The sequence below is a fragment of the uncultured Exiguobacterium sp. genome (genome assembly GCF_964277885.1).
Taxonomy (GTDB): domain Bacteria; phylum Bacillota; class Bacilli; order Exiguobacteriales; family Exiguobacteriaceae; genus Exiguobacterium_A.
In genome coordinates, this window is sequence record NZ_CAXYJR010000005.1 from 1,020,687 (window position 1) to 1,039,633 (window position 18,947).

An 18,947-nucleotide genomic window follows, 5' to 3' on the forward strand; every position below is an offset into this window, starting at 1 on the left:
AATCGAGGAAATACGATGAATCATAATTTAGTACAATTATTCGAGGAGGGGACGGTCGTCTTACCGAAACGATTGTTCACCGAGGCAAAACGGTTAGGCATCAGTTTTGTCGAGTTCACGTTGATTGGTCAACTGTTTGCTTGCCGGGCAGAAGGTATGGAGATGCCGTCACCGGAAGAGTTAAGCAATCGACTTGGACTATCCGAGACGGAAACGATCGAGACGACACTCGGTTTATTACAAAAAGGATTACTGGCAATGGAGAATGTCAACGGATCAGAACGTTATTCGCTTGTTCCGCTTTACGAAAAGCTGATGGCACCACCGGAACAGGAAACGCCGAACTTTGATACGATTAATCCGTCCGTCTTCCAACAATTCGAACGGGAACTCGGGATGATGTCACCGTTTCAAATGGAGCAGATCATCCAGTGGTTGACGATCGAGAACATTTCGGAAGAGCTGGTGCTTGCCGCACTTCGAGAAGCGGTCTATCATAACGTCCGCAAAATGACTTATATCAATCAAATTTTACGGACGTGGGAACGTGAAGGGATCAAAACGCTCGAAGATCTCGCAGGACGGGGAGGTTAAGAAGATGTTACGAAAGGCAGAAATCGATCGGATTGAAACAACGTTAGAAGAGATGTTTCCGGATGCATTTTGTGAATTGATTCACCGCAATCCGTTTGAACTGGTCGTCGCGGTCGCACTCAGTGCGCAAGCGACCGATGTGCTTGTCAATCAGGTGACGCCTGGATTATTCGCAGCATATCCGGATCCTGCTTCGCTTGCAGCGGCACCCGTCGAGGAAATCGAGGACAAAATCAAACGACTTGGATTGTACCGGAATAAAGCCAAAAACATCAAGGCGCTTGCGGCACAACTCCTTGCGCAGCATGACGGCGAAGTCCCGACGGAACGCGCCGGGCTCGAAGCCTTACCTGGCGTTGGACGCAAGACGGCGAACGTCGTCTTGTCTGTCGCTTTCGATGTACCGGCATTTGCGGTCGATACACATGTCGAACGTGTTTCGAAACGCCTCGGGATCTGTCGCTGGAAGGATAATGTCACGCAGGTCGAAGCGACACTGATGCGCCGTTTCAAACGGGAGCGTTGGTCAAAGCTCCATCACCAATTCATCTTCTTTGGACGTTATCACTGCAAGGCACAACGTCCGAACTGTGAAGCGTGCCCGTTACTCGACATGTGTCGAGAGGGGAAAAAACGGACAAAAGGAATAGCTACACCCTAAAAGGGACAGACTAAAAAAGAATGACTCGTCACACGCAACTCCTACAGGAAAAGCGCAATTTGCGCTGTCTGAGACAAACTAGACCCGCTCTTCTGCTTGAATGAAGCAGGAAAACTGGCTTGTGTCTTGCCTGAGGAAGGAGCGTGAAAAGACGAGTCATTCTTTTTTATTAGATAAGGGTGGCAGATCATTCTGCCACCCTTATCTTTATAGATTTGAATCATTAACCATTCCAAGGTGTATCGGACCATTCACGACGCTTTTTCGTGATCGGTACTTTTTTGAATCCCCAGTTGCGGAAATCTTGGTCCGGACTATCGCGTCGAATGTAAATCTTATCTTTGATGGCTTTAAAAATCCGGTTTTCGTCCCCATAATGGACAAACCGTGGTTTTACCTCGATGACACCACGACGGACGCGAGATAAAGGTAAGCAGACCAAATCGGCAATCTCAAGACCAGATTGGTAGAGGTCGCTGTCTTTTTCAGCAAAGATAAAGCCCTTGATTTTTTGACGGCTTTTTTCGACGTCGAGATGGACCGTTCCTGAATTGAAGATATCAAAGAACGCCTTTTGAATCAGTAAATTCTGATAATCATCACGACTTTCGAGCACAACCCGCGCACTCGTTGCTTCTGTCTCATCGAGGAAGGAATAAAACGACTTCATCAAATGAGCGAAGGCGACGACATACGGATCCTTAGGTGTCGAGAAGAAGTCTTGTAACTTCTGTTTATCGACTTCAACGCTGACGATCGTACAATCGATATCGACTAAAAATTCCGGTAAGGCAATCCAGAAGTGACGCAACATATCGATCGTGATGCCATCTTCTTTTCCATACGGATGCTCGGCTTTTAAAATTTCTTTGAGATGAAGTGGAATATGTGGATCTTCAAAAACTTTTGCCTTAAAATCCATCAAACGTTGACGAAGCGGACTCGGTTCACCAGTCTCATCCGAATCGATGGCATATTTATATTCCATCAAGACACCCGTTAAGTTGAATTGTGTATTCCCTTTCGGTGTCCCCGTCTCATCAACGAACATGATGTATTTCTTCGGGGCAGGGGTTGAATTCTTAGGAAATCCTTTGACGTCAACGCCTTTGACGTTCGATTGTACCCGTTTGTTCAAATGAATCTCCTCCAATTGCACAATAATTACACAGTTTTTTCGAAAGAAATGCTCTTGATGCCACTTTACACGCTAGGCGGCTGAAAAGCTATAGCCTGATAAGTGAAACCGTGGAAACATCTCTCCCGTATGATTAGGTGTTCGACTTAAGGAAGATAATTCCTGTTTATTAATTGTTATTCTTCGCCATTCATCAATCGATCGATATAGCGGACGGATTTAATTGTTTCATTGAAACGCTTCAAACTCGTCTTCGGCTGAAAGGCTTGGACAGAAATCTGCTTTAGTTGATCCACAGCACTTTCGACCATATTCGGACGTAAGTAAGGACTATCTTGGGCATTTGTTTGCCACTGTGCAATCAGTTGATCCGCTCGTTCAACGAATGGTACGACGTCACGATTGAAGTCATATTCGGTTCCGGCACGTCCTTCTTGATAAATACGTTCAATCTCTTGTAATAACGGTTCAATTGTCATTGGTTTTTAACTACTCCTCTCGGCCGATACGGTACAATCACATATCATGGTACAATAAACGCGATAGGAGGGGAATCGTTTTGAATTACCCGAATGGGAAAAAATTTCAAAAGCCACTCGAGTCGCATGGAAGCCGAATCAAGAAGGCACGATCAACGGATTCGACCTTTTCCAACCGAGGAATGACGCTTGAAAAATTATTGAATGAAAGTAATACGTTTTACCTGACTCATAATCGGGCAATCATTCACAAGAAACCCACTCCGTTACAAATCGTCCAGGTCGATTATCCAAAACGATCAGCTGCTGTCGTCAAGGAAGCCTATTTTAAGCAACCGTCGACGACGGACTATAACGGTGTCTACCGTGGAAAATATATTGATTTCGAGGCAAAGGAGACGACGAATAAAACCTCCTTCCCGATAAAAAATTTTCACCCCCATCAAATCGCACACATGCGTCAATGTGTCGAACATGGAGGAATTTGTTTTGTCATCATTCGATTCAGTCTGTATAATGTGCAATATGTGCTTTCAGTCGAGCACGTGTTCCCCTGGTGGGATCAGTTAGAGAGCGGACGGAAATCGATTCCGTTGACAACCATCGAACGAGATGGCATTAAAGTCGAGACAGGAGCGTATCCTGCCATCGATTATTTAAAGGCAGTGGACGAACTATATTTCAATTCAGACACTTTTTAATTCAGACACTTTTTGATTGAAGGAGAAGGATAACATATGGAAAGAAGTCGTGTCGCACGTCGTGAAGAGACGAAGTCATCTGAGAAAAAGATAAAACGGACGAAACGTCCCCAAAAGAAAAAATCAGGTGGAGGTTCCGGTGGGAAAGGTCCACTTTGGAAAAAGTTATTATTGATTGCTACCGGTCTATTCATCTTAATGATGCTGATTGGAGGCGGTTTTGCAGCATATGCCGTAGCTACTGCTCCAGAGCTAGATGAAGCGGAGTTACGTGATGCGTTGCCACTAAAAATTTATGCGAGTAATAAAAAAGAAATCACGAAAGGTGGAACGAGCCGAGAGTATGTGTCCATCGATGAAGTGCCAGAGGTCGTCAAGGATGCATTCATCTCGATCGAGGACCGTCGCTTCTATCAGCATAACGGGATTGATTTCCGTCGTCTTGGCGGAGCCATCATTGCAAACGTCACCGATGGATTTGGATCAGAAGGTGCTTCGACGATTACGCAACAGGTCGTCAAACAATCATTCCTCAGCTTTGATAAAACGATCACGCGGAAAGTCCAAGAACAATGGCTTGCGATTCGGTTAGAGCAGGACTATACGAAAGATCAAATTTTAGAAATGTATTTGAACAAAAACTATTACGGTCAAAATTCATTCGGTATCCAAACCGCTTCAAAAGCATACTTCAATAAGCCTGTAAATAAATTGAATTATGCGGAAGCCGCGATGCTCGCAGGACTTCCTCAACGTCCGACAGCCTATGATCCAATCAAAGGGGATCCGAAGCTGACAAAATGGCGTCAAACACAAGTACTCAATGCGATGCAGACGACGGGGGTCATTACAAAAGCGCAACGTGACAAAGCAGTCAAGCAACCAATTTCAAAATTGATCAATCCAGCGCCGAAGTCAACGAAGGATGAGTCATATGACAGCGTCATCTTCGATATGGTATCAAAAGAATTGGAAGATGATTTTGGTCTAGAAGGAAAAGATATTTATGGTCAAGGGTTAAAGATTTATACATCAATCGATAAACCTATGCATGACTATATGAACGAAGCCATCAAAAAAGACCAAATCGTTCAATTACCAGAGTATGCCGAAACAGCTGCTACGGCGGTCAACACACAAACGGGAGAAATTCTCGCAGTCGTCGATGGTAAAAATCCAGGTAAAGGAACAGCGCGACGTAATTACGCGAATGAACCTCATCAACCGGGTTCATCAGCTAAACCATTCTTCGCGTACGGTCCAGCCATCGAAAACGATAAGTGGTCGACAGCAAAACAATTAACGGATAAACCAACCGAAGTGAATGGTAAGAACATCGGAAACTATTACGATGGGTATCGCGGCACGAATACGATACGCCATTGGTTAAAAATTTCAGCAAATACACCAGCTATTCAGACGTTCCAAGAAATTGGTGGTGACCCAGTTCAAGCATTCGCTGAAAAATCAGGTTTGAAATTAGAAGATGATGAGTCGATTTCACCAGCTTATGCGATTGGTGGGATGAAGCATGGGTTCAATACGACTCAAATGGCTGGAGCTTATGCGACACTCGGAAACGGTGGCGATTATATCAAGCCACACCTGATCAAATCGATTGAATACAGTGATGGATCAAAAATCAAATCACCAGTTAAATCGAAAAAAGCAATGGAGGACTATACGGCGTATATGTTGACAGATATGCTGCGTGATGTCTTGAAACCAGGCGGTACGTTCCCAAGCGCTGGGTTATCGTTTGACGCAGCTGGGAAAACTGGTACGACGAATGCGTATAAAGATGTCTGGTTTGCTGGATACACATCAGATGTTTCAATCAGTGTATGGACAGGAACTACGAAATCCGGCAATAACAATGGTGCAGGGCTCAGTGGTCCATATAATAGTACGATGGCGCAACAAATCTGGAAAGATTTCATTACAAAAACGCGTGATCGAACACCTGCACCATTTAAACAACCTAGTTCCGTTCTGAGTATTGGAAATGAACTGTACGTGAAGGGGACGAAGGAACCTGACGTTGAAAAAAAGACAGTACCCGCTCCGACTGGTTTACAAGCATCATACGATGAAGACACAAAGAGCGGTGAACTGACATGGAACTATAATGATGCTGCGCTTCGTGCTAATGGATATGACGATGTCTCGTTTGAAGTGACAATGACGGATGCTGATGGTAAATCATCGACAGTCGGAACGAGCACGACAAATCGAATTGCTATCAATGGTTTAAAACCAGGACGGTCAACGTTCCAAGTCGTCGCGAAAGCGTCTGGAGAGGAATCAGGTCCGGTCTCGACGACGGTAACGGTTACCGATCCCGAAGCTGATCAACCAACGACAGACGAACCAACGACAGACGAACCAACGACAGACGAACCGACGACAGACGAACCGACGACAGACGAACCGACGACGGATGAACCGACGACGGATGAACCGACGACGGATGAACCGACGACGGACGAGCCGACGACGGATGAACCGACGACGGATGAACCGACGACGGATGAACCGACGACGGACGAACCAGCAACGGACGAGCCATCAACGAATGAACCTGCTTCTAATGATGGAGCAAACACTCAAAGCAACTCAAATGCTCCTGCGCAACGAAACAATTCGAATGATAATGGAAATAGTGGTCGTGGCAACGACGCTACGAATTCTACAACACCATAAGTACGACTTGTAAAGAAAGACAAGATCAAAGACGAGTAGATCGTTCTTTGGTCTTGCTTCTTTTTTTGTATAATGAAAGGTGGAAGGAAGTGAAGGCATGCAAGCGAAACAAACGCTCGTTGCATTTCTTGAAGAATTAAAACAAGACCGTTCATTTATGGAGCGGATTACGTATATGAAAACGATGGAAGCGACAGCTGGACGCTATGTCGATTTTCCAGAACGACTGCCGGAACGCTTGCGCCAAGCTCTTCGGACACGTGGGATTACGCAATTATACCGTCACCAAGGGTTAGCATTTGAACATGTGCAGGCGGGAGAATCGACGGTCATCGTCACACCGACCGCCTCGGGAAAGACCTATTGTTTTAACTTACCCGTCTTATCACACTTACTTGAGCATCCAAACGCACGCGCGTTGTATCTCTACCCGACAAAAGCCCTCGCACAGGATCAAAATAGTGAGTTACTTGAATTGATCGATCAATTAGAGGCACCAATCCGATGTTTTACCTATGACGGAGATACGTCACCGACGATTCGGACAAAGGTACGAAAAGCCGGAAATATCGTCATTACGAATCCAGATATGCTACATTCCGGCATCCTACCACACCATACGAAATGGATTGAACTGTTCGAGAACTTAAAATACATCGTCATCGATGAATTACACACCTATCGTGGTGTGTTTGGTAGCCATGTCGCCAATGTCATTCGTCGTCTACGACGGATTTGTCGGTATTATGGCAGTGATCCCGTCTTCATCATGACGAGTGCGACAATTGCCAATCCAAAGGAACTAGCCGAAAGATTAACGGAGAAAACAGTTGGTTTGATTGATGACAATGGTGCTCCAACAGGACGTAAACATTTTTTTGTCTATCAACCGCCGATTGTCAACGCACAACTCGGGATACGACGTTCTGCGACGCTTGAGACGAAACAACTAGCGATGCGCTTTATCAAGAAGAAGTTCCAAACAATTGTCTTTGCACGGTCGCGTGTCCGTGTCGAAGTCTTATTGACATATCTAAGGAGTATCTATCCGCATGAGCTTGGTCCTAGATCCATCGAGGGGTACCGGGGTGGTTATCTACCAAGTGAACGCCGGGATATCGAACGACGGTTACGTCAAGGAGAAATCACCGGTATCGTCTCTACGAATGCTCTTGAACTTGGTGTCGATATCGGTCAACTGCAAGTCTGTATCATGAATGGCTATCCGGGAACGATTGCTTCGCTCTGGCAACAAGCGGGGCGCGCAGGGCGCCGTCAAGATGATGCTCTAATCATTCTCGTCGCCTCATCCGGTATGCTCGATCAATATGTCGCAGAACGACCAGAGTTGTTCTTGAATCAATCCCCGGAAGCAGCACGACTCGATCCGGATAATCTAATCATTGCCGTCGATCATGTCAAATGTGCGGCGTTTGAATTGCCTTTTGCGAAAGGCGAATCATTTGGAACGCTCGAGACGGAAGATATCCTCGAGTACTTAGTCGAAGAGCGTGTCCTGCACGAACGTGGCGATCGGTTTTATTGGATGAACGATGCGTTTCCGGCTCATGGGATATCGCTTCGGTCGAGTGATCAAGAGAATGTCATCATCATCGATCAGACCGAGGTACCGAATCGAGTCATCGGTGAAATGGATACCTTTAGTGCGATGACGTTATTACATGACGAGGCCATCTATCTGCACGGAGCCGATCAATACCAGGTTGAGCATTTGGATTTTGAGGAGAAAAAAGCGTTCGTCCGTGCCGTGGACGTTGATTATTATACGGATGCTAATTTTTCAGTCGACCTTTCCGTGCTCGAAGAAGATGAGCAGTATGCAGAGGGAGAATATAGTGTTGCACGAGGCGATGTCAGCGTCCGGGGAATGGCAACGATGTTTAAGAAGATTAAGTTCGGTACGCATGAGAACATCGGGTCTGGTCCGATTCACTTACCGGAACGAGAAATTCATACGACAGGTGTCTGGTTCACTTTACCCGATCACGCACGCTCGTCAACGGAGCTTGAACAAGTTTTAGAAGGGGTCGCGAATAGTCTCAGACGTGTCGCTCCGCTTTATTTGATGTGTGATGCCAGTGATGTCTTCGTCGTTCCTCAAGTCAAGGCGACACACACACAACAGCCAACTGTTTATCTGTATGATCGTTATCCCGGAGGCGTTGGTCTCGCGGAGTCTATTTATAAACAGCGCGGTGTCATGTTGCGCGCCGCCCGTGATTCGATCGTTACATGCCCTTGTCAGGACGGTTGTCCTGCTTGTATCGGCATGGTCGGCGTAGCAGACGAGAAGGAACGAACGATTCAGTTGTTAGCAGAAATGGAGAACGAACTATCATGAAAAATCGTCTTAGACGCATGCTGAAATCTACATCAGACGTCTCAACGGAGAATCAAGTGTCTCCCGCTCCTGAAGTGGAGACGCTGAAGACACCAATCGGATGGACTGACGAACAGCAAGCCTGGATTGATCGAGGGGCCGATATCTTGACGTTCGAAGAAGAATGGATTGTCAGGATCGACAAACGATATGCATTAACAGACCGGCATGGAGACCGAAGTTTTGCCGAAGTGTATGAGTCCTTACAGCTTCCTCATCCACCGCTTGCACTAGATGTGCCACTTGAGCAAGTCATCTTCTTTGATACAGAGACGACAGGATTAAGAGGAACCGGAACGACTATCTTTTTACTCGGGTTTGCGCGCTTTGAGCGGGGCGGATTGCTGATGCGACAATATTTCTTACCGCATCCGCACTTTGAAGCTGCTTTTTACCATCACTTCCTGCATGATATCGGAGATGATGTCCGCTTTGTGACCTATAACGGGAAAAGCTTTGATTGGCCGCAAATCAAGACACGTCATGTCTTCGTTCGGGAACGTGTTCCTCGTTTGCCGAAAGTCGGTCATCTCGATTTACTTCATGTTGCGCGACGGATCTTTAAAGGAATGTATGATTCCTATCGATTGACAGCGATGGAAGAGCGTATCGGATTTGAACGGGAAGGGGATTTACCTGGTTTTTTAGCACCGATGCATTACTTCCAGTACGTCGAACACCAGCATCCCGATATCATGACGGGAGTCTTGCAACATCATCTGGATGACTGTTTAACGCTTGTCGGACTGTATGATGTGTGCAACCGCCTCGTCACACACCGAGCGGAGGCTCCTTCTCCGATTCAAGAAAACATCGCGATTTGGCTGGCAGATCTCGGAATTCATGAAGGATCACACGCTCATTTTCAGCAAGTCAAAGAACTATCAGCAGAAGGATGGTTACGCCAAGGATACTTGCATAAAAAAATGAAGAATCATGAAGAAGCACGAGAATGTTTTTTAAAGAGTGATAGTTATTTAGGATATATCGAACTTGCGAAGTGGGCAGAGCACATTGCAAAAAATCCTGTGCTTGCTTATGATTATACGGAACGAGCACGACAACACGTCGAGCGACATCATTGGTTAATCACTAAAAAAGAACGGATATTAGCTGAACTGGATCATCGAGAACGTCGGTTAAAAAGGAAGTGTGACGTGTGAAAGTAGTCGCCATCACAGGATATAAACCCAATGAACTAGGCATCTTCGATCAAAAACATCCTGGTATCCGGATCTTAAAGGCAGCATATCGAGAGCGGATGATTCGCTTGATTGAAGATCGTGGAACAGAGTGGTTCATCACGAATGCCTCGCCGGGATGCGAAATCTGGGCATGCGAGGTCGTTCTTGAATTAAAAGAAGAGTATCCACATATTCGTCTTGGTATCCTCTTGCCATTTTTAGAGCAGGAGGCTCGCTGGAAAGAACCAGTCCAAGCACAATATCTTTCGATTCTTGAACAAGCCGACTTTGTCGAAGCAATCAGTCAGAAACCGTACACGGATCCATCACAACTGCGTAATAAAACGGAATTCATGATCCAAAAAAGCCAAGGATTGTTGTCGGTTTTTGATGAAGAGCATGGAGGATCAGCGAAATTTTTAGTAGAGCGTGCTAGAATGGAAATGGAACAATCCGATTATCAGTTGTTTTTGATAACACAAGATGATTTATCTTGGCTCGAACAAGAATTACAATACAATGATCAGTGGGAGTGAAGAAGATGTATAAGCCATTGTTGACAGCGGACGATATTTACAAAAAGGAATTTAAGACCGGCCTCCGTGGCTATGTCATCGAGGATGTCGATGGATACTTGGATCAAATCATTAAAGACTATGAAGGATTCGAACGTGAAATCGAGCGTCTGAAGAAAGAGAATGAGGCATTGAAACAAACACCGGCTCAACCGGAAAAACGGGAAGAGCGTCGCGTCGAACAAGTGGAACCACAAGTATCGAGTTCATCTAATTATGATATGTTACGCCGTATTTCGAATCTTGAGAAAGCCGTTTTCGGTCGTCCTCATCAAGACTAATGAATAAAAGACATTTCTGCCAATCGTCAGAAATGTCTTTTTTGATTTCCTTCTTTTCGAAAGAATCGTCATCTGAATGAAAATGGTGTTAAGATAACTAATAATACATATTACAAAGGATGATGAACCATGTTACAAGTCATGACTGCTTCTGTTCCGGCACCACCGCGTCGTCGTTTTTTTGCAAGTAAACAAGTAAGTACGACGACGAGTGAGACGGATGCGCTCTGCAATGAGATTCGTCAAGTATGTCGTTTTGATTGGATGTTGTTTGATCGGATTCGTCTTTCTGACACGACTGTCATTCCTTTTGCTTTGATTGGTCCTAAAGGATTGTTTCTCGTGTTGCAAAACGAGGCTGTCGTAGAATGGATGACAGAAGAATCTTGTCATGTCATCGATCCTATGCATGGTAGAAAAATGTTTACACCTCATCCGATTAATCAATCGAAACGCATTGTCCAAATGGTTCGAAAAACGCTAAAAGAGCAAGGAATCGTCTTACCGATTCATGGCATCACACTTTTTCCGAATGCACCACAGATGCGGACGGAACGTATTAAATTTCCGATGGGACACAGCTTTAATGATGTCCGGGCGTTCATCGTCTCAAAGAAATCCTCTCCTGTTAAAGAGCAAGAACGAAAACAAGTTGCGTTTTATCTCGCGCAGCAGCAGGAATGAACAAAGGCAGTGAAGCGCTCGCTTCACTGCCTTTTCGTTCAAAATCATCGTCTTGGTCGAGACGCAAGAATGTCCTCGGCCTGATCTAGGTCTTCTTTTAAGACATACACTGCTACGCGATCGTCTAAATCTTTACTAAAGCGTCGGAATAAAAACGAAGTCTTAACGCCACGTTCGACTCGAATATCTAAGTCGGCTGCTTCAAGTCGCGCAGCATCCTTTAATAAATCTTCTCCTTTTTCACCGAATGCTTCTCCAAGAAGCGACCATCGAAGGTTCTCCTTCGTTCGTCTGCTGACGATGACAAGAAATGCGACAATCAAAAGAATAATCAAAATCGTGCGAATCAGTTGTATATCCATCTTTGCCTTCACCTCATCTATTATCATACCGAGTTAACGCGCATAAAGTAAACGTTCAACATAGCGAGCGAACGATTTACTTTTTAAACCTTGCTGGCGATATGCGATATAACCGTCAGGGCGAATCAAATATAATCCAGACTGTTTAACACCGAAGCGTCGTGCGAGTTCACCGCCTTGATCGACGACACCATCCTCCTTCAGGGATTGATGAATCGGTACCGTTTCAAATAGATCGGGATAGGTATAGGCGAGTTCCTTGAATGGTTCAAGAAGATCATCGGTTGCATTTTTTGGTAAAAACAATAGTAATAAGAAATTTCGATCGGCACGACGCAATAAGAGTTCGTTCTTTTTCGTCCGCGGATGGACAACTTCACTGTAAGGCATCGGTTCACCTGGTTTTGGTGTCAATGGACTAAAATGTCCTTGTGTGACGAAGGTCGAACTCGCTGGATAGTGGCTATTGAGCTGAGCAATTCGATTCGTCACGAAATGATGTAAGGGTGCGATCTTGAGACTATTTCGAATGACTTTTTCCTGCAAGGGTAATAAAAAAGGAATGTTGATTTGCAAGAGTTCCGTCGCCAGGTTCGTTGATCGTAAGATACCTTGTGCCGCTTCGCGACGTTCGACACTGTAAGAATCAAGCAACGGAAAACTTGCTTTGAACTGATGGACACACCAGAGCTTCCAAGCAAGGTTCATCGCATCAGCGATCCCAGTATTCATTCCTTGACCACCGACAGGGGAATTGATGTGTGCCGCATCCCCAATCAAATAGATTCGATGATGTCCAAATTTTTCAATGATCCGATTATGAACGCGGAACATCGAATACCAATGGACTTTTTTGAGCTCAAACGGTACTTTGGCTCGATTTTGTAAAAAATCGTCAATCGCTTTATGGTCGGTCGGAACAGGTCCGCTCGTTAGATTGCCCGTAATCCGGAACAAATTTGACTGGAGAGGAAACGACTCGATGACGCCATGATCAGAGAAAAAGATATGAACTTCCTCAGAAGAGAGCGGCCAGTCGACCTCGATGTCAGCCAGTGCCCACGATTCTTTGAACGACTTCCCGCTGAACGGAAGCCCGAGCTCACGACGAACGAAACTGTTCGCACCATCTGCTCCGATGATAAAAGAAGCATCGACTGTCTCTGTTTCTCCTTTATGTTGTAAGGATGCAGTGACGAACGTTGGAAATTGAGCAAACCCTGTTAATTCTGTTTCACGCTCGACTACGTGTCCATATGTGGCGAGTCGTGCTTCAAGAATCCGTTCCGTCTCACTTTGAGGCAAAAGCGTGACGAACGGAAAAGGTGTATTCAAATCCGTAAAATCAAGTTTTGCCTGCCATGCACCATTAACATAGAGGTTTCCTTGATTGATTTTAATCGCATTCTCCATCAAGTCTTCTGCAACACCGAGCCTTGCGAACAACTCTAAAGAACGCGCTTGAATCCCGATTGCTTTTGAGACGACGGATGGTCCGCTGGCACGTTCGACGATGCGAAAGGATAATCCATAGCGCGAGAGTGCGAGTGCGAGTGTTAAACCGGTTGGTCCGGCACCGATAATGAGGACATCTAATTTTTTATTCACGGATAACCCCCCTTAATTTACATCTTAGCCAAAACTCGTTACCATTAAACTATTGATGACACGCTTGACGTGTGAAAGGATGAAACTTGTGAACGAACAACTTTTTACGACAGAACGATTGATTGCGAATTTTAAAGAATACATTCGTCAGAATGAGGCACATCTGACGAAACGACATGCGTTAAACGCCTATTACAAGACGGTAGCAGGATCGATTTTATCGGACCGGATTGCTAAAAATGCAGATCTTATCGTCCGTATGCGTCATCTGGAAGAGGCGTACCAACACGTTGCACAAGAAGGGCGATGAAACAGGTGAACTTAGCCGATATCCGAAAGCATTACGTAGATTCTGAAGAGCGTTTACCTCGTCATGCGGCAGCTGTACTCGTTCCGTTAGTCGAGCAGGATGGCGAAGTCTATTTATTATTTCAAGTGAGAGCCAAGACATTACGTTCGCAACCAGGTGAAATCGCTTTTCCGGGTGGTCGGATCGATGGCGGTGAATTACCGAAAGCAGCAGCTGTCCGTGAAACGGTCGAAGAATTAAATATCAGTGCTTCTGAGATCGAAGTAATCGGCACACTGGAACCACTCGTGACACCGAACCGGTCGATCATTTACCCGTATCTTGGTATTCTCCATGCGACGGACTTTAATCCTTCTCCGGCTGAAGTCGATCATGTCTTTCTCGTGTCATTAACTGAATTGATGACTTCGAAGCCGATTAAAGGAGATATGGAGTGGCGGATTCGCCCTGGTAAGGAAGTGCCGACCGAACGCATGGCGAATCGAGAAGCCTATCTGGATCGTACGTATACAGTCACGGAGCACTTTTATGAGCACGGGGATTATCTGATTTGGGGATTAACCGCTAAAATCTTGCGCCAGTTCTTAGCTCAATTGACGCGTGACTAGCTTTTTCAGTCGTTATTTTATATGATTAACTGTAATTGAACGTGTCAGGAGATGAGTCAAATGGAAGAAACAGAAGAGTTATTCGATTATATCGTTGGCGATATGGTAAAAACGAAAGAAGGCTGGGTAGCAGAAGTAACGGCTGTATTGACAAATACGGTCGTTGGTGATGTATCCCACACGAAAAACTTTGAGGCACTCGGCTTAGAGTTCGAAAAACAAGTCTTATTGAAGTCAGAGATTGAATTGTTAGAACGTAAAACAAAATAATGTATGAAAGCACACCATATAATTGGTGTGCTTTTTTATGTTCATCCAGTGAACTGAATAATAATGAAATCATACATTCTTTTAATTTTTGAAGAATTGGACAAAATAACTGAAAACATCGAAAAGATACATTTATTACAAAAAAGTAACAAAGACTAATTCGTAACAGAACGGTTACAAAATATAAAAACGTTGATACACAACGATTGAGAGCGTTTTTTGTAAGCGTGTAACCATTTCGTTACTTTTTGACAGATATATTTCAATTTATAGTGTTCGCTTTTCAAACGGTTTGTCACCGTGATACGTTGTGCGGGTCGTAAAACGGCGAGAAAGGTTGGCACCAATATGAAACGAACATCATTCCTATTATCCCTCTGTTTAGCGGGATTCATATTTATTCTTCTACCACACCATGAAGCATCAGCCGCACAAATTGGTATTGGTACAGAGAAGACGATCGTACAAAATCCGTTAGAGATGAAACGTCAAGCTGCTCAAGAGAAGCGTGAACGAGCAGAGGCGAAAAAGCAAGTGCGCTTAAAAGCCATTGCTAAGCAAAAAGCGGAAGTAGAGCATAAAGCAGCAAAAGAAGATGCTAAAAAGAAAGCACGACATGTTGTGAAACAAAGCTTGAAGCAAGTAAAGACTGAGCGCTCGGCAAAACGTACGGAAACATTTGAAACGACAGCGTATACGACGAATCCAGAAAACAATGGAAGTCGTTTGTATAATGGTCGTGCCCTAACGGCATCGGGTTATGACGTCACGAATACGATTACATACGAAGGACGTCGCATCGTTGCTGTCGATCCATCGGTCGTGCCGCTTGGAACAAAAGTACACGTAGACGGTTTTGGTGATGCGATTGCGCTCGATACAGGTGGTGCGATTCGCGGGAAAATCATGGATCTCCTTGTCGGTTCAAAACAAGAAGCATTAGAATGGGGACGTCGTCAAGTGACGGTGACGTTCGAATAAGTGAAGATCAAGACTAGACGATGGGTAAAACGCCATCGTCTTTTTTTTGTGCTAGTAAAGGTGAATCAGTATTTAGTTTTAAAACAAATCGTTTTAGAAAACCAGGGGAACAATTGGACAAAATAGGTTTTGGAATGTGAGAGAAAGGGGAATTTTACAAAGATAATAAATAGGGGAAATGAGGGATGAGGAGTGATTGAGTTCAAGGATGTCGGCAAAACGTATGCGGATGGAACAAAAGCAGTGCAACACATCAACTTCACTGTTGATCAAGGTGAGATTTTTTGTTTAATTGGTCCATCAGGTTGCGGTAAAACCACGACGATGAAAATGGTCAATCGATTGATTGATCATACGGAGGGGCAAATTTGGATCGACGGTGAACCGATCATGTCAATCAATGAACACGAGTTACGTCGGCGAATCGGTTATGTTTTGCAACAGATCGCCCTTTTTCCACATATGACGATCGAAGAGAACGTCAGTGTCGTGCCAGAATTATTAAAATGGGATAAAGAAAAGGTAGCACGTCGAGTTGATGAATTGTTTCGTCTGACCGGTTTAAACACATCGCTTAAGAAAAAATATCCGAGTGAACTATCTGGGGGACAACAACAACGTGTCGGCGTCATGCGCGCACTTGCGGCAGAACAAGACGTTATTTTGATGGATGAACCGTTTTCCGCCCTCGATCCCATTTCCCGTGAACAATTGCAGAATGATTTGTTGCATCTGAACGAAGAGCTTGGAAAAACAATTTTATTCGTCACGCACGATATGAATGAAGCACTAAAACTCGGTAGTCGTATTTGCTTGATGAACGCTGGGGAGATCGCATTCATTGGCACGAAGGAAGAGGTATTGGCGAGTAATGATCCGTTCGTTCAAGAGTTCATGCGTCAAGTCAGGGGGAATGTCGAATGAATGGCTTGATTGAAACGTATCAAGATCGAAAGAGTGAATTGCTTCAAGCGTTGATCGAGCACATTCAACTATCGGTCATCTCATTACTTATCGCATGTATCATCGCCATTCCGCTTGGGATTTATTTATCACGGAACAAACGTTTGAGTGAGTGGTCGATTGGTGTGACTTCCGTCATTCAAACGATTCCATCATTAGCACTACTAGGTCTGATGATTCCACTTGTCGGAATCGGTACAGTTCCATCTATCATTGCACTCGTTCTCTATTCATTATTACCAATCGTTCGAAACACCTATACGGGTCTCGCTGAAGTTGATCCTTCCATCAAAGAGGCGGCACGAGCATGTGGAATGACTCCAATGCAAAGTCTGTGGAAAGTTGAACTTCCGTTAGCTCTGCCTGTAATGATGGCAGGGATTCGGACGGCAATGGTACTGATCATCGGTACGGCGACGATCGCTGCCTTGATCGGTGCTGGCGGATTAGGGTCGATCATTCTCCTCGGGATTGACCGTAACGATAACTATTTACTGTTACTTGGTGCGATTCCCGCAGCACTCCTTGCTCTTCTATTTGATGGTTTACTACGTCAAACGGAAGTCGCGACCCGAAAACGACAGACGGCACGTCTCGTTACGGCAGTCGTCTTAATGGTCGCAATCGTCGTCGCACCTTTTGCATTCGGGCGTAGTGAACAGCCGGATCTCGTCGTTGCCGGAAAACTTGGTATAGAACCGGAAATTTTAATGAATATGTATAAAATCGTCATCGAAGATGAAACGGATTTGACGGTTCAAGTTAAACCAAACTTCGGAAAGACGACATTTGTCTATAAAGCGCTTGAGTCAGGAGACATCGATGCCTATCCAGAATTTACAGGAACGGTACTCGCAAGTTTGACGAATGAAAAACCAAAGTCGAATGATGCAAAAGAAGTGTACGAACAAGCGAAAGCTGGTCTCAAGAAACAACAATTGGCTCTTTTACCACCTATGAACTATAACAACACCTATGCTGTAGCTGTTCCAAAGAAATTAGCGGAACGCTACGACTTGAAGACGATTTCTGACTTAAAACAAGTCGCGAATCAATTGACGGCAGGATTCACATTGGAATTCAAGGATCGTCAAGATGGCTATAAAGGAATCCAAGATAAATATGGTGTTAATTTCAAGAAAGTCGTCACGATGGAACCAAAACTGCGTTATAAAGCAATCGAATCTGGTGAAATCGATGTCATTGACGCCTATTCGACCGATCCCGAGATTGCGAAATATGATATGGTGGTTCTAAAAGACGATCAGCAATTGTTCCCGCCATACGAAGGAGCTCCGTTACTTCGCCAAGAGACAATCGAGGAGTATCCAGAAGTAAAACAAGCACTTGAGCAATTGTCAGGTAAAATTTCAGATGAAGAGATGTCGAAAATGAACGAAGCCGTCGCTTACGGCGGTAAGACCGCGAATGAGGTCGCTCGTGATTATCTGAAGAAAGAAGGCATCATCAAATGAAACTATTACTGATCAGTAATCCAACAGCAGGAACGAATGGTACTGGATTACTTGGAGAAGTCATTGAACCTTTGAGTACATTATTTGATGAAATCGTCATTCGAAACACAAAACAAGCCGGAGATGCGATGCATTTTGCGGAAGAATCGTCGGCGTTTGATGCAGTCGTCGTCATCGGTGGTGACGGGACGGTCTTTGAGACGATTAACGGTGTTGCGAAACTAGAAGAGCGTCCGATACTTGGTATCATTCCTGGAGGGACGTGCAATGATTTCGCACGAACGCTTGGTTTACCAATGGCACCACGGCTTGCAGCAGAAGCGATTGCCATGCAACATGTCGTTCAAGTCGATCTCGGACAAGTCGAAGATAGCTATTTCTTGAACTTTCTCGGTGTCGGTCTCGTCGCAGAAGCATCGATTGGGATTGATACAGAAGAAAAAGCTCGCCTTGGGAAGATGGGATATTATTTATCGACGATTCGCTCGAGCTTAGAAGCAAAACCTTTCGAATATGAATTGATTTTAGATGAAGGTCGTCATATGACTGGTGAAGCAGTATTGATCCTGGCAGCAAATGGAGAATCACTCGGTGGAATCGAGACGAATTTATCGGATGGAGCTTATAATGATGGAAAACTCGATTTAGTGATCGTTGATGAGGTAAATCTGACGACAATCCGTGATGTCATCCTTCAGAAAATTGGTCTCGCTAATGATCCATCGTTTACGCACATCTTGACGAGTGGATTTCAATTAAAAACGAAAGAAGCAAAAGTCATCGATACAGATGGTGAAAAAGCGATTCATACACCGATTACCGTCAAAGTGCTACCGGAGTACCTTCGTATGTACGGCGGCAACCAATAATAAAGATAGTTGAAGAGGAGGTCGCAAGTGGTAGCGACCTCCTCTTTTTTGTTTTGCGTTCATGCAGTGCGTATATGCGGTTATGCTTTGACGCTTTAAA

General features: G+C 44.8%; 20 protein-coding genes. 16 read left to right on the forward strand and 4 right to left on the reverse strand.

All coding sequences use genetic code 11. The annotated features are described in order from the left end of the window. Nucleotides 1–15: 15 nt before the first annotated feature. On the forward strand, nt 16–594 hold the full coding sequence (locus tag ACHWTJ_RS06830; protein WP_029341990.1) for a DnaD domain-containing protein: 579 nt from the start codon (nt 16–18) through the stop codon (nt 592–594). Nucleotides 595–598: 4 nt separating this feature from the next. Next, nucleotides 599–1,255, forward strand: coding sequence for an endonuclease III (nth, locus tag ACHWTJ_RS06835; protein WP_294741012.1), 657 nt, complete (start codon nt 599–601; stop codon nt 1,253–1,255). Between the two features lie 223 nt (nt 1,256–1,478). On the opposite strand, the gene ACHWTJ_RS06840 is transcribed toward nth, so the two are convergent. Both ACHWTJ_RS06840 and ACHWTJ_RS06845 read right to left on the reverse strand, forming a co-directional pair. After that, nucleotides 1,479–2,393: a DUF3800 domain-containing protein gene (locus tag ACHWTJ_RS06840; protein ID WP_023468614.1), complete on the reverse strand. Its 915-nt coding sequence runs from the start codon at nt 2,391–2,393 to the stop codon at nt 1,479–1,481. Nucleotides 2,394–2,569: 176 nt separating this feature from the next. Next, on the reverse strand, nt 2,570–2,872 hold the full coding sequence (locus tag ACHWTJ_RS06845; protein ID WP_294741013.1) for a DUF1798 family protein: 303 nt from the start codon (nt 2,870–2,872) through the stop codon (nt 2,570–2,572). A 74-nt stretch (nt 2,873–2,946) separates the two neighbouring features. Here ACHWTJ_RS06845 and recU point away from each other — a divergent pair, with 74 nt between their 5' ends. The 7 genes from recU (at nt 2,947) to ACHWTJ_RS06880 (ending at nt 11,401) form a co-directional block, all read left to right on the forward strand. Next, nucleotides 2,947–3,573, forward strand: coding sequence for a Holliday junction resolvase RecU (recU, locus tag ACHWTJ_RS06850; RefSeq protein ID WP_294743337.1), 627 nt, complete (start codon nt 2,947–2,949; stop codon nt 3,571–3,573). Between the two features lie 36 nt (nt 3,574–3,609). Then, nucleotides 3,610–6,276, forward strand: a complete 2,667-nt coding sequence (locus tag ACHWTJ_RS06855) for a PBP1A family penicillin-binding protein (protein ID WP_294741015.1) — start codon at nt 3,610–3,612, stop codon at nt 6,274–6,276. A gap of 97 nt (nt 6,277–6,373) precedes the next feature. Beyond that, entirely contained in the window at nt 6,374–8,638 is a 2,265-nt protein-coding gene (locus tag ACHWTJ_RS06860) for a DEAD/DEAH box helicase (protein ID WP_394679292.1), read from the forward strand. Next, complete coding sequence (locus ACHWTJ_RS06865; protein WP_394679293.1) at nt 8,635–9,840, forward strand: ribonuclease H-like domain-containing protein; 1,206 nt, start codon at nt 8,635–8,637, stop codon at nt 9,838–9,840. Before ACHWTJ_RS06860 ends, ACHWTJ_RS06865 begins: the two co-directional genes overlap by 4 nt. Further along, nucleotides 9,837–10,397 (forward strand): DUF1273 domain-containing protein, encoded by a 561-nt coding sequence (locus ACHWTJ_RS06870; protein WP_294741018.1) that lies wholly within the window; start codon nt 9,837–9,839, stop codon nt 10,395–10,397. Before ACHWTJ_RS06865 ends, ACHWTJ_RS06870 begins: the two co-directional genes overlap by 4 nt. Nucleotides 10,398–10,402: 5 nt before the next feature. Continuing rightward, nucleotides 10,403–10,717: a cell division regulator GpsB gene (gpsB, locus tag ACHWTJ_RS06875; RefSeq protein ID WP_394679294.1), complete on the forward strand. Its 315-nt coding sequence runs from the start codon at nt 10,403–10,405 to the stop codon at nt 10,715–10,717. 129 nt (nt 10,718–10,846) lie between these two features. Further along, nucleotides 10,847–11,401: a nuclease-related domain-containing protein gene (locus tag ACHWTJ_RS06880; protein ID WP_294741021.1), complete on the forward strand. Its 555-nt coding sequence runs from the start codon at nt 10,847–10,849 to the stop codon at nt 11,399–11,401. 44 nt (nt 11,402–11,445) lie between these two features. Here ACHWTJ_RS06880 and ACHWTJ_RS06885 read toward each other — a convergent pair whose 3' ends face one another. Beyond that, nucleotides 11,446–11,763: a hypothetical protein gene (locus tag ACHWTJ_RS06885; RefSeq protein ID WP_294741023.1), complete on the reverse strand. Its 318-nt coding sequence runs from the start codon at nt 11,761–11,763 to the stop codon at nt 11,446–11,448. A 33-nt stretch (nt 11,764–11,796) separates the two neighbouring features. Further along, nucleotides 11,797–13,371: an FAD-dependent monooxygenase gene (locus ACHWTJ_RS06890; protein WP_294741024.1), complete on the reverse strand. Its 1,575-nt coding sequence runs from the start codon at nt 13,369–13,371 to the stop codon at nt 11,797–11,799. A 79-nt stretch (nt 13,372–13,450) separates the two neighbouring features. Here ACHWTJ_RS06890 and yvfG point away from each other — a divergent pair, with 79 nt between their 5' ends. The 7 genes from yvfG to ACHWTJ_RS06925 all read left to right on the forward strand — a co-directional run bounded on the left by yvfG (nt 13,451) and on the right by ACHWTJ_RS06925 (nt 18,847). Beyond that, a complete protein-coding gene (yvfG, locus tag ACHWTJ_RS06895) occupies nt 13,451–13,681 on the forward strand; it encodes a protein YvfG (RefSeq protein ID WP_217448908.1) in 231 nt (76 codons plus the stop codon). 5 nt (nt 13,682–13,686) lie between these two features. Beyond that, nucleotides 13,687–14,289, forward strand: a complete 603-nt coding sequence (locus ACHWTJ_RS06900) for an NUDIX hydrolase (RefSeq protein ID WP_394679295.1) — start codon at nt 13,687–13,689, stop codon at nt 14,287–14,289. A gap of 60 nt (nt 14,290–14,349) precedes the next feature. Beyond that, nucleotides 14,350–14,559 carry a hypothetical protein gene (locus ACHWTJ_RS06905; RefSeq protein ID WP_023468601.1) on the forward strand — a complete coding sequence of 70 codons (210 nt, stop codon included), beginning with the start codon at nt 14,350–14,352 and terminating at the stop codon, nt 14,557–14,559. 348 nt (nt 14,560–14,907) lie between these two features. Continuing rightward, nucleotides 14,908–15,540, forward strand: a complete 633-nt coding sequence (locus ACHWTJ_RS06910) for a 3D domain-containing protein (RefSeq protein ID WP_294741029.1) — start codon at nt 14,908–14,910, stop codon at nt 15,538–15,540. 192 nt (nt 15,541–15,732) lie between these two features. Further along, entirely contained in the window at nt 15,733–16,464 is a 732-nt protein-coding gene (locus ACHWTJ_RS06915) for an ABC transporter ATP-binding protein (protein ID WP_294741031.1), read from the forward strand. Continuing rightward, nucleotides 16,461–17,978, forward strand: coding sequence for an ABC transporter permease/substrate-binding protein (locus ACHWTJ_RS06920; RefSeq protein WP_394679296.1), 1,518 nt, complete (start codon nt 16,461–16,463; stop codon nt 17,976–17,978). The genes ACHWTJ_RS06915 and ACHWTJ_RS06920 overlap by 4 nt, the downstream gene beginning before the upstream one ends. Further along, nucleotides 17,975–18,847: a diacylglycerol/lipid kinase family protein gene (locus tag ACHWTJ_RS06925; protein WP_394679297.1), complete on the forward strand. Its 873-nt coding sequence runs from the start codon at nt 17,975–17,977 to the stop codon at nt 18,845–18,847. Before ACHWTJ_RS06920 ends, ACHWTJ_RS06925 begins: the two co-directional genes overlap by 4 nt. Nucleotides 18,848–18,947 lie beyond the last annotated feature (100 nt).

What these genes read in the sequence shown, in the direction of transcription:
- ACHWTJ_RS06920 (WP_394679296.1), top strand. Translation starts at nt 16,461, where the DNA reads ATGAATGGCTTGATTGAAACGTATCAAGATCGAAAGAGTGAATTGCTT.
- ACHWTJ_RS06910 (WP_294741029.1), top strand. Translation starts at nt 14,908, where the DNA reads ATGAAACGAACATCATTCCTATTATCCCTCTGTTTAGCGGGATTCATA.
- ACHWTJ_RS06855 (WP_294741015.1), top strand. Translation starts at nt 3,610, where the DNA reads ATGGAAAGAAGTCGTGTCGCACGTCGTGAAGAGACGAAGTCATCTGAG.
- ACHWTJ_RS06845 (WP_294741013.1), bottom strand. Translation starts at nt 2,872, where the DNA reads ATGACAATTGAACCGTTATTACAAGAGATTGAACGTATTTATCAAGAA.
- ACHWTJ_RS06865 (WP_394679293.1), top strand. Translation starts at nt 8,635, where the DNA reads ATGAAAAATCGTCTTAGACGCATGCTGAAATCTACATCAGACGTCTCA.
- yvfG (WP_217448908.1), top strand. Translation starts at nt 13,451, where the DNA reads ATGAAACTTGTGAACGAACAACTTTTTACGACAGAACGATTGATTGCG.
- ACHWTJ_RS06860 (WP_394679292.1), top strand. Translation starts at nt 6,374, where the DNA reads ATGCAAGCGAAACAAACGCTCGTTGCATTTCTTGAAGAATTAAAACAA.
- ACHWTJ_RS06925 (WP_394679297.1), top strand. Translation starts at nt 17,975, where the DNA reads ATGAAACTATTACTGATCAGTAATCCAACAGCAGGAACGAATGGTACT.
- ACHWTJ_RS06905 (WP_023468601.1), top strand. Translation starts at nt 14,350, where the DNA reads ATGGAAGAAACAGAAGAGTTATTCGATTATATCGTTGGCGATATGGTA.
- nth (WP_294741012.1), top strand. Translation starts at nt 599, where the DNA reads ATGTTACGAAAGGCAGAAATCGATCGGATTGAAACAACGTTAGAAGAG.
- ACHWTJ_RS06885 (WP_294741023.1), bottom strand. Translation starts at nt 11,763, where the DNA reads ATGGATATACAACTGATTCGCACGATTTTGATTATTCTTTTGATTGTC.
- ACHWTJ_RS06880 (WP_294741021.1), top strand. Translation starts at nt 10,847, where the DNA reads ATGTTACAAGTCATGACTGCTTCTGTTCCGGCACCACCGCGTCGTCGT.
- ACHWTJ_RS06830 (WP_029341990.1), top strand. Translation starts at nt 16, where the DNA reads ATGAATCATAATTTAGTACAATTATTCGAGGAGGGGACGGTCGTCTTA.
- gpsB (WP_394679294.1), top strand. Translation starts at nt 10,403, where the DNA reads ATGTATAAGCCATTGTTGACAGCGGACGATATTTACAAAAAGGAATTT.